The sequence below is a fragment of the Microbacterium sp. genome (genome assembly GCF_035556355.1).
In the GTDB taxonomy this organism is placed as follows: Bacteria; Actinomycetota; Actinomycetes; order Actinomycetales; family Microbacteriaceae; genus Microbacterium.
Genome location: NZ_DATMFG010000008.1, coordinates 59,133 through 71,992, shown reverse-complemented (window position 1 = coordinate 71,992; position 12,860 = coordinate 59,133). Strand labels below are relative to the sequence as shown.

Genomic DNA, 12,860 nt, shown 5'->3' with positions numbered 1-12,860 from the left:
GGCTAACCGTGCACCGGCCTCGGTCCGGTGATTGCTGTGCCGATCCGCAGGTGTGTCGCGCCCGCGGCGATCGCTTCGGCGAAGTCGCCGGTCATCCCGGCGGACATCCACGTAGCCGACGGCTCCAGCTCGCGCACGAGGTCTGCGCACGCGCGCAGCCGCTCGAACGCGGGCGCGGGGGGCTCGCCGAGGGGGGCGACGGCCATGACCCCGCGGAGGCGGAGGGTGGGGCATCCGATCACGTGCTCGGCGAGCGATCGAAGGTCGCTCGGCGCCACCCCTCCCCTCTTCGGGTCGTCGGTCAGGTTGATCTGCACGAGGACGTCGAGCGGGGGCGCGCCATCCGCGCCGGCCGCGTCGAGGGCGTCGGCGAGGCGGGGGCGGTCCACCGAGTGGACGACGGATGCCGCCGCCCGGATCGCCTTCGCCTTGTTCGTCTGCGCCTGGCCGATGAAGTGCCAGGTGAGCCCCGGGAGGTCGCGCACGCGGGCCCGCTTGTCGGTGAGCTCCTGCTGGCGGTTCTCGCCGACGTCGCGCACGCCGAGGTCGTAGAGCTGTTCCACGAGGGAGGCCGGATGAAACTTCGTCACGACGATGCGCGTGAGCTCGGCGGGGTCGCGTCCTGCGGCCCGGGCGGCGTCGGCGATCCGCGCGTCGACCTCGGCGAGGCGAGAGGCGAGATCCACCGTCGGTTCCTGAGCCCGTCGAAGGGCTACTTCAGGAAGTCGGGGATGTCGAGGTCGTCGTCGAACGAGTCGTGGCTCGGCTCCGACGCGACGCTCGCTCCGACCGACACCGGCTCGGACTGGTCGCTCGCCCGCGCCTTGGCGGCGTCCTCGGGCGCGACGTCCGGCAGCACGGGCGTCGCCGTCACGGGCGTCGAGCGCAGGCTCGAGATCGGTTCGATCCGGGCGGAGGGTTCACCGCCGTCGAATCCGGCCGCGATCACGGTGACGCGCACTTCGTCGCCGAGCGTGTCGTCGATGACCGTTCCGAAGATGATGTTCGCCTCGGGGTGTGCCGCTTCCTTCACGAGCTGAGCGGCGTCGTTGATCTCGAAGATGCCGAGGTTCGATCCGCCCTGGATCGACAGCAGCACGCCGTGCGCACCTTCGATGGACGCTTCGAGCAGGGGCGACTCGACCGCCAGCTCCGCTGCCTTGATCGCGCGATCCGCTCCCCGTGCCGAGCCGATGCCCATGAGCGCGGAGCCGGCCCCCTGCATGACCGACTTCACGTCGGCGAAGTCCAGGTTGATGAGACCCGGCGTCGTGATGAGGTCGGTGATGCCCTGGACACCGGCGAGGAGCACCTGGTCGGCGGTCGCGAACGCCTCGATCATCGAGATGCCGCGATCGCTGATCTCGAGAAGCCGGTCGTTCGGCACGACGATGAGGGTGTCGACCTCTTCCTTCAGCTTCGCGACGCCCGTCTCGGCCTGCTGCTGACGGCGACGGCCCTCGAACGAGAAGGGCTTCGTGACGACGCCGATCGTGAGCGCGCCGATCGACTTCGCGATCTTCGCGACGACGGGAGCACCGCCCGTGCCCGTTCCGCCGCCCTCGCCCGCCGTGACGAAGACCATGTCGGCGCCGCGCAGCGACTCCTCGATCTCCTCGGCGTGGTCCTCGGCCGCGCGGCGACCGACTTCCGGGTCGGCGCCCGCGCCGAGTCCGCGGGTGAGCTCTCGACCGACATCGAGCTTGACGTCGGCATCGCTCATCAGCAGCGCCTGCGCGTCGGTGTTGATCGCGATGAACTCGACGCCCCGCAGCCCGAGCTCGATCATGCGATTGACGGCGTTGACGCCTCCGCCACCGACGCCGACCACCTTTATGACGGCGAGGTAGTTCTGGTTCTGGCTCATGCCGGCCTCCGAATCGTGCGAACCAAACCTTCAACCTCTAGTAGAGGTATAAAGTATTGCCCAGTATGCAATTCCTTTGATCGAAGGTAAGCGGAGGCCACGCCCCGACCCGGAACCGCTTGGGCGTGTCGCGGCACCCGCGTCGAAACTCCCCGACGCGCGGCCGAGCGGACGCCGGACGAGCGCCGACCGAGGACTCAGCGGACGACGATCGAACCGGGCGACGACACGTCGTACGCGCTCACCGACTCGGGCGGACGCTGCTTCATCATCGTCTGCAGCACGAGCGCCTTCATCGCGGAGTCTTCGGCGCTCCCCCACACCACCTGCGTGTTGGTCCCGCCCAGGATCAGTGTCACGTCGTCGGGCGTCGACGCCGTGACACCCGTCACGAGCGAGCGGATGTCGTCCGGAAGCGAGCGGATCACCTGCCCGACCGACTCGAACGCGCCCGAGCGGACGCCGCCCTGCACACCGAGGATCGGACGACCGGGCGCCGGCGTCTCGGTCGTCGACAGCGCGACCCCCGCCGCGTCGACGAGCGTGTACCCCGCGCGCGTCTCGATGAGCCCGATGGGTGTGCGCTCCACGATCCGCACGACGAGCTCATGCGGCGGACGGGCCTCGAGCCGGTACGACTCGACGAGCGGGAACGCGACCAGAGCCGCCTTGACCTCGCTCTCGTCGATGAGCGGCAGCGGAGTGCCGAGCTGACCTGCGAGAGCCTGCTCGACAGCGGCCGCGTCGAGCTGCTCGGCACCGACGACCCGGAACCGCTCGACCGCGAACAGAGGGCTGTACGCGGCGCCGAGGGTGCCGAGCACGAGGAGCACGAGCGCTGCGGCGACGCCGAGCCATGTGAGCCGGCGGCGCCGTTGGCGCGCCGTGAAGCGCCGGATCTCGGAGCGCAGGGCCTTGCGCCGCGCGCGCGACGCGCGCCAGACGTCACGCAGGCCCACGGGCTCGGCGGGAGCATCCGGATCCTTCGCGGCGCCGTCCATCCCCGGCAGCAGGTCGGGGGCCTCGCCCGGACGCGCGGTCAGCGGGATGACCGGTGCGACGGCATCCGGGTCGTCCGTGACGTCGGGCGCCGCGGGACCGGCGGGCTCTGCCGTGCGGCGGGCCGGGTCATCCGCCCGCGCTCCGGCCGGCGGAGGCGGCAGTGGCGTCGGCCGGCGCATCCGGGACTACTCCCCTGATCCCTCGGCGGGACCCGACTTCGCCAGCGCTTCGAGCACCTGCGGGATGATCAGGTAGACGTTGCCGCACCCGAGGGTGATGACGTAGTCGCCCTCGCGCGCGACGGATGCCGTGTACTCGGCGGCCTCCTGCCAGTCGGGCACGTAGTGCACGCGCGACGGGTCGGAGAAGGCACCGCTCACGAGCTCGCCGGTGACGCCGGGAACCGGATCCTCGCGCGCTCCGTACACATCGAGCATCACGGTGTGGTCGGCGTACGTCTCGAGCACCTCGGCGAACTCGCGGTACATCTCCTGGGTGCGCGAGTACGTGTGCGGCTGCTGGATCGCGATGATGCGTCCGTCGCCGATCACGGTGCGCGCGGCCGCGAGCGCCGCAGCGACCTCGGTCGGGTGATGCGCGTAGTCGTCGTACACGCTCACACCACGCTCGACGCCGTGGAGCTCGAAGCGGCGGATCGTGCCCTCGAAGCGCTCGACCGCGCGCACGGCGGGCTCGAGCTCATGGCCGAGGGTGAGGAGCACCGCAACCGCTCCGGCCGCGTTGATCGCATTGTGCGCGCCGGGGATGGCGAGGTTCGCGTCGACCGAGACGCCGTCGTGCTCGATCGTGAACGACACGGGGCCGTCGGTGCGGATGCCGGTGACCCGCACATCGGCGCCCTCGGACTCGCCGAACGTGACGACGTTCTCGTGCGAGACCCGCGCGGCGACGCTCCGGGCCCCGGGGTCGTCTGCCGAGATGACGACCGCCTCGCGCGCCTCGTTCGCGAAGCGCGCGAACGCCTCGTCGAACGCGTCGCGTGTTCCGTAGTGGTCGAGGTGGTCGGGGTCGACGTTCGTGATGAGCGCGATGGAGGTGTCGTACAGCAGGAACGTTCCGTCGGACTCGTCGGCTTCGATCACGAAGAGCTCGTCGGCGCCCGTGCGGCTCGAGACTCCGAGCTGCGCGATGACGCCGCCGTTCACGAACGTCGGGTCGCCACCGAGCGCCTCGAGCGCTACGACGATCATGCCGGTCGACGTCGTCTTCCCGTGCGCGCCCGCGACCGAGACGAGCCGGCGTCCGCCGATCAGCCAGTACAGCGCCTGCGAGCGGTGGATGACGTGCAGTCCGCGCTCCTTCGCGAGCACGTACTCGGGGTTCTCGGGCCAGATCGCACCCGTGTGCACGACGGTGTCGACGTCGTCGGCGAGATTCGCCGCGTCGTGCCCCACGTGTACGCGCGCTCCGCGGGCGGCCAGCGCCTGCAGGGCCGCGCTGTCGGCGCGGTCGGAACCCGACACGCGGATGCCCCGGTCGAGGAACATGCCGGCGAGCCCGGACATGCCCGAGCCTCCGATCCCGATGAAGTGGGCGGACTCGATCGTCTCGGGGATGGGAAGGCTCAGGTCGGGTCTGATCATGACCCGTCAATCTTAGGTTGGGCGCCGGTGCGGACGGCCTCCGCACACGCCGCTCCCGGGTCCCGCTCAGGCTCGGCGCCGCGCGAGCGCTCCGTCGATCAACGCGACGACGTTGTCGGTGCCCGCACGCGTGCCGACGGATGCCGAGGCCGCCCGCATCGCGTCGCGCGCGGCCTCGTTCGCGAGCAGCGGCACGACCTCGGACCGCACGCGCTCGCCCGTGAACTCCACGTCGAGGATGAGCCGCGCCGCGCCGGCGCGCACCGCCGAGGACGCGTTGAGCACCTGCTCGCCGTTGCCGACCGCGTACGGCACGTACACCGCGGGGATGCCGAGGGCGCTGATCTCGCTCACGGTCGCGGCGCCTGCGCGCGACACGATGAGGTCGGCCATCGCGAAGGCGAGGTCCATGCGGTCGACGTAGCGGCGCACGCAGTATCCCGGCACACCGGGGTCGGCGAGGTCGGAGCGCTCGCCCGTCACGTGGAGGAGCTGCCACCCTGCGGCGAGCACGTCCTTCCACGCTGCGCCGTGTCCTTCGCCGAATGCCTCGTTGAGTCGCTGGGCGCCGAGCGAGCCGCCGAAGACGAGGAGCGTCGGCTTCTCGGGATCGAGGCTGAAGTGATCGGCCGCCTCGTCGCGCAGCGCCGCACGGTCGAGGTCGACGATCTCGCGCCTCAGCGGCATCCCCACGACCTGCGCGCCCTTCAGCGGCGTGCCCTCGAACGCGACGCCCACCCCCGCGGCCCCGCGCGCGCCGAGCCGGTTCGCAAGGCCCGGACGGGCGTTCGCCTCGTGCACGATGTACGGCACGCCCTCGCGACGGGCGGCCACGTAGGCCGGGGCCGACGCATATCCGCCGAAGCCCACCACGATCTCGACGCCGCGCTCGCGGATGTGCCGGCGCACTTGCGCGATCGCGCGCGCGAAGCGGGACGGGAACGCCGCCGCCGCGCGGTCGGGCCGCCGTGGGAAGGGAACCTTGTCGACGATGAGCAGCTCGTACCCGCGCTCGGGCACGAGACGCGCCTCGAGCCCCTCGCGCGTGCCGAGCACGAGCACGTCGGCCTCGGCGTCACGCTCGCGGAGGGCGTCCGCGACGGCGAGCAGCGGATTGACGTGTCCGGCGGTTCCCCCACCGGCGAGCAGGTACGTGGTCATCCGTCCGATTCTCCCAGACGCGGTCGCCGGAGCATCCGTCTCTCCCCACCGGCGCCGCGCGCTCGGCTCCCGCTTCACCGGTTCAGGACATCCGGCGCAGTCAGGAAAGTGCGTGGGCGAAGGTCCTGAGCCGGCCGGATCACCTGATCTCGGACGCTCGCGCGGCGGACCGCGGTGCACGGCGACGCGCCGCTGCCGAGCCCGACGCGACTCGCTTGGCCGGGAGCGACCGCGCGAACGAGAGCAGCACGCCGGACGCGATGAGCACCGACAGCAGCGACGTGCCGCCCTGCGACATGAACGGCAGCGGAACGCCGAGCACCGGGAAGACCCGCAGCACGACGCCGATGTTGATGAGCGCCTGGCCGACGATCCACACCGTGATTCCGCCCGAGACGATCCGCACGAACGGGTCGTCGGTCTTGCGGATGACGTGGAACGCGCCGACCGCGTAGAGGGCGAACAGGGCGAGCACGACGGCGCATCCGATGAGCCCGAGCTCCTCGCCCACGATCGCGAAGATGTAATCGTTCGCCGCGGCGGGGAGCCAGTCGTACTTCTCGCGGGAGTTGCCGAGGCCGAGGCCGAAGATGCCGCCGCCGGCGAGCCCCCAGATTCCGTGCAGGGGCTGGTAGCAGTCGTTGTAGTAGTCGCCGAGGCAGTCCGGGTTGAGGAAGCTCATGAAGCGGCGCACGCGGTCGGGGCTCGTGACCGCGAGATACGCGACCGCGAGACCGGCGGCGATCGCGGGCAGCACGAAGATCCGCAGCTTGACGCCCGAGAAGAAGAGCGCGCCGAGCACGATCAGCACGAGGATCATCGCCGTGCCGAGATCGTCGCCGGCCATGACGGTGCCGATCACGAGGATCGCCACCGGCACGAGCGGGATGAACACGTGCCGCCAGAGCCCGAGCAGCGTCCTCTTGCGGAACAGCACGTATCCGACCCACAGCGCGAGCGCGAGCTTCAGGAACTCCGACGGCTGCGCCTGCACGCCCGCGATCTGGATCCAGTTGCGGTTTCCGTACGCCTCGACGCCCAGCGGCGTGAACACGAGCAGTTGGAAGATGGTCGCGAAGATGAGCGCGATCCACGCGATGCGCTTCCAGAAGGCGATCGGGAACCGGCTCGCGACGAACATGAGCGGCACGCCGATCGCGGCGAACATGAGCTGCTTGAGCACGGCGTCGTACGGCTCGGCACCGGATGCCGCGGAGGTCGCCGACGTCGCCGACAGCACCATCACGAGCCCGAAGATCGTCAGCAGCAGCGCGGTCGACGAGATGAGCAGGAACTCGCTCGGCACCGGCGCGAACACGCGGCCGAGCGAGATGCGGGCGGCGAGGCCCTTGCGCGGCTTCGCCTCAGGCGTCGTCGCCGGGGGGCGGGTCTGCGTCGTGCTCACCGTCGCCCCCTCCGGTCCTGGTCCTCACCGCTTCCGCGAACCGGCGTCCTCGGTCCGCGTACGACGCGAACTGATCGAACGATGCGGCGGCCGGAGCGAGCAGGACGACATCGCCGTCCTGTGCCACCTCGGCCGCGAGCTCGACCACCCGCGACATGACATCCTTAGTCTCGGTGTCGTCGACCTCGATGACCGGCACGTCGGGCGCGTGTCGCGCGAACGCCGAGACCACGTCGGTGCGGTCGACGCCGATCACGATGGCGGCTTTGACCGATGCCCCGCGCTCGGCGACGAGCGCCGAGATGTCGACGCCCTTGAGCAGTCCGCCCACGATCCACACCGCCCCCGGGTACGCCGCGAGCGACGACGCCGCCGCGTGCGGGTTGGTCGCCTTGGAGTCGTCGACCCACGTGACGCCGTCCGTCACCGCGACCACCTCGATGCGGTGCGGGTCGAGGCGGAACGTGCGCAGGGCATCGCGCACGGCGGACGGCGGCACGTCGAGCGAACGGGCCAGGGCGGCCGCCGCGAGGATGTTCGCGACTACGTGCGGTGCCGAGAGGCCGTCCTCTGCGAGTTCCGCGACCGTGGTCAGCTCGAGCGCACTCGTGCGGCGGTCCTCGAGGAAGGCGCGGTCGACGAGGATCCCCTCGATCACGCCCATGTCGCTCGGGCCGGGAACCCCGAGGTCGAAGCCGATCGCACGCGCACCCTCGACGACGTCGGCGTCCTCGACCATGCGGCGCGTCGCCTCGTCCGCCTTGTTGTAGACGCATGCGACGCGCGTGTTGTCGTACACGTGCGCCTTCGCGTCACGGTACGACTCGAACGTGCCGTGCCATTCGAGGTGGTCGTCGGCGAGGTTGAGGCACACCGCCGCGTGCGGCGACACAGGGTCGGGGCCGCTCTGCAGCCCGAGGTACCACAGCTGGTGGCTCGACAGCTCGACCACGAGTGCGTCGAAGCCCGACGGGTCGCGCACCGCGTCGAGCACCGGCGTGCCGATGTTGCCGACGGGGGCCGCCCGGAGTCCGCCCGCCACGAGCATCGTCGCGGTCAGCCGGGTCGTCGTCGTCTTGCCGTTGGTGCCGGTCACGAGCACCCAGTCGGCCGGAGTGCCGTCCGGCCGTACGACCTTGTCGCGCACGCGCCACGCCAGCTCGATGTCGCCCCACAGGGCGATGCCCCTCTCCTGCGCCCAGGCGATGACCGGATGCCGCGGCGCGAACCCCGGCGAGGCGACGATCACCTCGGGGGCGAAGTCGATGAGGTCGGCCGGCACGGGGTCGAGCGGGCCGATCGACGACCGCGCGCCGATGACGGGCAGCAGCCGCGCGTACTCCTCGTCGGCCGACTCGGACACGACAAGCACCTCGGCGCCCAGCTCGGCGAGGGTGTCGGCGACCGAGAAGCCGGTCACCGACATCCCGAGCACGGCGGCGCGGAGGCCCTTCCAATCGGCGTGCCAGCTCGTGAGCTCGTCGAGACGGCTCATGTGCGCGTGAGCCATTCGACGTAGAAGAGTCCGATACCGGCGATCGCGAGCATGCCCGCGATGATCCACATGCGCACGACGATCGTGATCTCGGGCCATCCGCGCATCTCGAGGTGGTGATGCAGCGGGCTCATGAGGAACAGGCGCTTGCCGCGCGTCAGCTTGAAGTACAGCCGCTGGAGCACGACCGACCCGGGCGCGATCACGTAGACGCCGGCGACGAGCACCGAGAGCAGCTCGGTGCGCGTCAGGATGCACATCGCGGCGATGACGCCGCCGATCGCCATCGAGCCGACGTCGCCCATGAAGACCTTGGCCTTCGGAGCGTTCCACCACAGGAAGCCGAGCATCGCGCCCACGAACGACGCCGACACGATCGCGAGGTCGAACGGATCGCGGGTCTGGTAACAGGCGTCGCGCACCGCGTCGTTCAGCGTCTCGCCGCCCCAGCAGGCCTGGTTGAACTGCCAGAACGCGATGAGGCTGTACGCGCCGACGACGAAGATCGACGCGCCCGCGGCGAGGCCGTCGAGTCCGTCGGTGACGTTGACGCCGTTCGAGAAGGCGACGCCGATGAACGTGATCCACAGCGTGTAGAGGATCCAACCGGCGACGGCGCCGAGGGCCATGAACGAGAGAACGGGGATGTCGCGGAACAGCGACACGTACGGCGACGCGGGGGTCTGGCCCATCGGGCTCGGGAAGTTCAGCGCCGTGACCGCGAACGGCACCGCGACGAGCACTTGGCCCACGATCTTGCGCCAGCCGGTCAGGCCGAGGCTGCGCTGGCGGCGCACCTTCATGAAGTCGTCGATGAAGCCGACGACGCCGAAGCCGACCATCATCCACAGGACGAGCAGACCCGAGATGGTGGGCGGGTTGTTGCCCGTGTAACCGCCGACGAGGTATCCGACGATCGTCCCGACGATGAAGATCGTGCCGCCCATGGTGGGCGTGCCGCGCTTGGCGCCGTGGCTCGGGTTGTGGATGTCTTCGGGGGTGCGGATGACCTGGCCCCAGCCCCACTTGCGGAACAGCCGCAGGAACACGGGCGTCAGGAAGAGCGTGAACGCGAGCGAGATCGCCGCCGCTGTCAGGAGTGATCTCACGAGAACGATTCTCCCAGACGATCGCCCAGGAACCGGAGGCCCGCCGAGTTCGACGACTTCACCAGGACGCGATCGCCGTCGCGCAGCTCGCCCATGAGGTAGTCGTACGCCTCGTCGGCGGTCTCGAAGAAGACGGCCTCGTCGGACCACGACCCCTCACCGACCGCGGCGAGGTACATGCGCCGCGCCTCTGGACCGACGATCACGATGCGCGGGATCCGCAGCCGCACGGCGAGCTCGCCGATGCGGTCGTGCTCCTCCCCTGCGAACTCGCCCAGCTCGCTCATCGCGCCGAGGACCGCGACCATGCGCTCGCCGGGTCGCGTGATCTGCGCGAGCGTGCGCAGGGCCGCCGCCATAGAGTCCGGGCTCGCGTTGTAGGCGTCGTTGATGATGCGCACGCGGTCCGAGCCGAGCGGCTGCATGCGCCAGCGCTCGGCGAGCTCGAGCGTCTCGAGCCGCGCGACGCTGTCGGCCGGCGAGACCCCGAGCGCCGTCGCGGTCGCGATCGCGGCGAGCGCGTTCATGACGTGGTGCTCGCCGAGCACCTTGAGCCGCAGCTCATGCCGCTCGCCGTCGACCACGACGGTCGAGCGCGTGCCGTCGGGCGTCACCTCGACGTCCTGGGCGCGCACATCGGCGGCCTCGCCGCGGCCGAACCAGCGCACGCGCGCGCCTTTCTCGGCTGCGATCGGCGCCATGCCCGCGACGCGCGCGTCGTCGGCGTTGAGCACCGCGATACCGCCCGGGCGCATCGCCCGCACGAGCTCGGACTTCGCCTCGACCGTCGTCTCGATGCCGCCGAACCCGCCGGCGTGCGCGAGGCCGACCATCAGCACGACCGCGACATCGGGCTCGACGAGACCCGCGAGCCGTGCGATCTCACCGGGCGCGCTCGCACCGAACTCGTTCACGAGGAACTTCGTGTCGTGCGTGACGCGCAGCATCGTCAGCGGCGCCCCGACCTCGTTGTTGAACGACGCTCGCGGCGCGACGGTCTCGCCCTCGTCCTGCAGGATGCGCGCGAGCATGTTCTTCGTCGTCGTCTTGCCGTTCGAGCCGGTGATGCCGACGACCCGCATGTCGCCGCCGGCGCGCACCCGCGCCACGACCTCGCGTGCGAGGTCGGCGAGCGCCGCCACGGCGTCCGCGACGATCACCTGGGACACGGGGACGTCGACCTCGTGCTCGACGATCGCGAGCACGGCGCCGCGCTCGACGGCGGCGCCGACGAACAGGTGTCCGTCTGTGGTCTCACCGGGCTTGGCGACGAAGATGTCGCCGGGCTCGATGAGCCTCGAATCGGTGTCGACCGTCCCTGAGACGGTGGTTTCGGCGGTGTCGCCTTCGGCGAATCGAAGGGTCCCCGAGACGGCGCGGGCAAGCTCGTCGAGGGTCAGGCTGATCATGTCTTCTCCGGATGCGGACGCTCACCCGAACTTCGGGAGCACCTCGGCTGCCTCCGTCGCCGGCATCACACGGTACGTCTTCAGCACCTGTGTCATCGCCTTCTGGAAAGCGGGGGCGTTGGCACCAGACGACTTTATCCTGGTGGGCTCGTCGAGGGTGACCGCGACGACGAACTGGGGATCGTCGGCCGGGGCGAACCCGATCATCGTCGTGAAGTACGAGCCCGCCTTGTAGCGACCGTTCCCGTCGGACTTCTCACCCGTTCCCGTCTTGACGCCGATCCGGTAGCCCGGGATCTCGACCTGCCTCGCGTAGTTCGCCTGGAGCGCGACGTTCTCGAGGATCGTCCGCATCTGAGCGGACGTCTGCTCGCTCACGACCTGCGTCGGCGCGGGAAGCTCGGGCTCCACGACGGTCCCGTCGGCCTTCGTGCACGACTCGACGATCGAGAGGGGCATCCGGATGCCGTCGTTCACCAGCCCCGCGTACGCCCCGACCAGCTCCGGCAGGGTCGTCGTCACACCCTGGCCGTACGACGTGTTGTAGACCGTCTGCCGGTCCCACTCCGACGCGGGGCGCAGCAGGCCGTGCTGCTCTCCCGCGAAACCGACGGCGCTGCCCTCGCCGATGCCGAACTTCTTCAGGTACTCGTACCGGGTCTGCGGGTCGACCTTCTCGCTGAACTTGGAGATGCCCGCGTTCGACGAGTCGATGAGCACGCCCGCGAGGGTGTACTCGTAGGCCGGGTGCGCGAACGCGTCGCGGACGCGCGCGCCGTTCGGGAAGCGCTCGTCGCTCGACGCGATGACGGTCGAAAGCGGCGACTGCCCGCCCGCGTCGATGACGGTCGCGGCGGTGAGCGACTTGAACGTCGAGCCCGGCTCGAACCAGTTCACGAATGCGCGGCTGCCGCGGTCGGCCTCCGGTGACGCGTCGACGTCGTTCGGGTCGACCGTCGGGTACTCGGCGATCGCGCGGATCTTGCCCGTCTCGACCTCGGCCACCATGATCGAGCCGCTCTGCGCGCCCATGTCCTGCACCTGCTCGGCGATGAGCTGCTGCAGGAACCACTGCAGATCGCGGTTGATCGTGAGCTGCAGCGTCCCGCCGTCGACGGCGTCCTCTCGCTTCTCCGTGCCGGGGATGACGACCCCGTCCGCCCCGCGCTGATACGTCACGCGGCCGTCGTGTGCGGACAGGCAGTCGTCCTCGCTGAGCTCGAGGCCCGCGAGCGGGTCGCCGTCGAGACCGACGAACCCGACGAGGTTGCCGGCGACGGCGCCGTCCGGATACGCCCGGGCGGGGTGCGGGTCGAAGTACAGGAACGGGATGCCGAGGTCGGCGAGCTTGCGGTACTGCTCCGTCGTGAGCCCCTTCGCGAGGCGCGCGTACTGCGAGTTCGGGTTCTCGGCGAGCGCGTCCTCGACGACCTTGCGCACCTCTTCGGGGGTCTGCCCCGTGATCTCGGCGATCTGCGCGGAGGACTGCTCCCACGTGATCTCGACGGTGTTGCCGTCGGCGTCCTTTCGCTTGATCGTGCGCACGTTCGACGGGTCGAGCTGCGCGTCGTAGAGCATGATGCTCCCCGCGAGCGGCTGTCCCGTCGCGTCCACGATCGATCCGCGCTCGCCGTACAGCGTGCGCGCGCCTGCGAGCGCGCGGTCCATCGAGTCGGCGATGTGGTCGTCGGCGTTCACGACCTGGATGTCGACCAGGCGCACGATGAACCCGGCGAGCACGGCGAGGACGACGGCGAGTGCGACGACGGTCCGCCGGCGCGGGCTGCGTGTGGCTTTCGTCGTCATGT

Annotated in this window: 10 protein-coding genes; all 10 read right to left on the bottom strand. The window is 70.5% G+C overall.

From position 1 onward, the window contains the following. Nucleotides 1-2: 2 nt before the first annotated feature. The 10 genes from VNR19_RS01555 to VNR19_RS01510 all read right to left on the bottom strand — a co-directional run bounded on the left by VNR19_RS01555 (nt 3) and on the right by VNR19_RS01510 (nt 12,858). On the bottom strand, nt 3-686 hold the full coding sequence (locus VNR19_RS01555) for a YggS family pyridoxal phosphate-dependent enzyme (RefSeq protein ID WP_325723228.1): 684 nt from the start codon (nt 684-686) through the stop codon (nt 3-5). A gap of 26 nt (nt 687-712) precedes the next feature. Next, nucleotides 713-1,867, bottom strand: coding sequence for a cell division protein FtsZ (ftsZ, locus tag VNR19_RS01550; protein ID WP_325723226.1), 1,155 nt, complete (start codon nt 1,865-1,867; stop codon nt 713-715). Nucleotides 1,868-2,064: 197 nt separating this feature from the next. After that, entirely contained in the window at nt 2,065-3,048 is a 984-nt protein-coding gene (locus tag VNR19_RS01545; RefSeq protein WP_325723224.1) for an FtsQ-type POTRA domain-containing protein, read from the bottom strand. 6 nt (nt 3,049-3,054) lie between these two features. Beyond that, the gene (murC, locus tag VNR19_RS01540) at nt 3,055-4,473 is read right to left on the bottom strand and encodes a UDP-N-acetylmuramate--L-alanine ligase (RefSeq protein WP_325723222.1); all 1,419 of its coding nucleotides are present in this window, start codon (nt 4,471-4,473) and stop codon (nt 3,055-3,057) included. 66 nt (nt 4,474-4,539) lie between these two features. Next, nucleotides 4,540-5,634, bottom strand: coding sequence for a UDP-N-acetylglucosamine--N-acetylmuramyl-(pentapeptide) pyrophosphoryl-undecaprenol N-acetylglucosamine transferase (locus VNR19_RS01535; RefSeq protein WP_325723220.1), 1,095 nt, complete (start codon nt 5,632-5,634; stop codon nt 4,540-4,542). A 139-nt stretch (nt 5,635-5,773) separates the two neighbouring features. Further along, nucleotides 5,774-7,039 carry a putative lipid II flippase FtsW gene (ftsW, locus tag VNR19_RS01530; RefSeq protein ID WP_325723218.1) on the bottom strand — a complete coding sequence of 422 codons (1,266 nt, stop codon included), beginning with the start codon at nt 7,037-7,039 and terminating at the stop codon, nt 5,774-5,776. Then, complete coding sequence (gene murD / locus VNR19_RS01525; RefSeq protein WP_325723216.1) at nt 6,999-8,534, bottom strand: UDP-N-acetylmuramoyl-L-alanine--D-glutamate ligase; 1,536 nt, start codon at nt 8,532-8,534, stop codon at nt 6,999-7,001. Before murD ends, ftsW begins: the two co-directional genes overlap by 41 nt. Then, nucleotides 8,531-9,643: a phospho-N-acetylmuramoyl-pentapeptide-transferase gene (mraY, locus tag VNR19_RS01520; protein WP_325723214.1), complete on the bottom strand. Its 1,113-nt coding sequence runs from the start codon at nt 9,641-9,643 to the stop codon at nt 8,531-8,533. Before mraY ends, murD begins: the two co-directional genes overlap by 4 nt. Next, the gene (locus VNR19_RS01515) at nt 9,640-11,052 is read right to left on the bottom strand and encodes a UDP-N-acetylmuramoyl-tripeptide--D-alanyl-D-alanine ligase (protein WP_325723212.1); all 1,413 of its coding nucleotides are present in this window, start codon (nt 11,050-11,052) and stop codon (nt 9,640-9,642) included. The genes mraY and VNR19_RS01515 overlap by 4 nt, the downstream gene beginning before the upstream one ends. A gap of 21 nt (nt 11,053-11,073) precedes the next feature. Continuing rightward, nucleotides 11,074-12,858 carry a peptidoglycan D,D-transpeptidase FtsI family protein gene (locus tag VNR19_RS01510; RefSeq protein WP_325723210.1) on the bottom strand — a complete coding sequence of 595 codons (1,785 nt, stop codon included), beginning with the start codon at nt 12,856-12,858 and terminating at the stop codon, nt 11,074-11,076. Nucleotides 12,859-12,860: the final 2 nt, after the last annotated feature.

What these genes read in the sequence shown, in the direction of transcription:
- ftsZ (WP_325723226.1), bottom strand. Translation starts at nt 1,867, where the DNA reads ATGAGCCAGAACCAGAACTACCTCGCCGTCATAAAGGTGGTCGGCGTC.
- VNR19_RS01545 (WP_325723224.1), bottom strand. Translation starts at nt 3,048, where the DNA reads ATGCGCCGGCCGACGCCACTGCCGCCTCCGCCGGCCGGAGCGCGGGCG.
- murC (WP_325723222.1), bottom strand. Translation starts at nt 4,473, where the DNA reads ATGATCAGACCCGACCTGAGCCTTCCCATCCCCGAGACGATCGAGTCC.
- VNR19_RS01535 (WP_325723220.1), bottom strand. Translation starts at nt 5,634, where the DNA reads ATGACCACGTACCTGCTCGCCGGTGGGGGAACCGCCGGACACGTCAAT.
- murD (WP_325723216.1), bottom strand. Translation starts at nt 8,534, where the DNA reads ATGAGCCGTCTCGACGAGCTCACGAGCTGGCACGCCGATTGGAAGGGC.
- VNR19_RS01515 (WP_325723212.1), bottom strand. Translation starts at nt 11,052, where the DNA reads ATGATCAGCCTGACCCTCGACGAGCTTGCCCGCGCCGTCTCGGGGACC.
- VNR19_RS01510 (WP_325723210.1), bottom strand. Translation starts at nt 12,858, where the DNA reads ATGACGACGAAAGCCACACGCAGCCCGCGCCGGCGGACCGTCGTCGCA.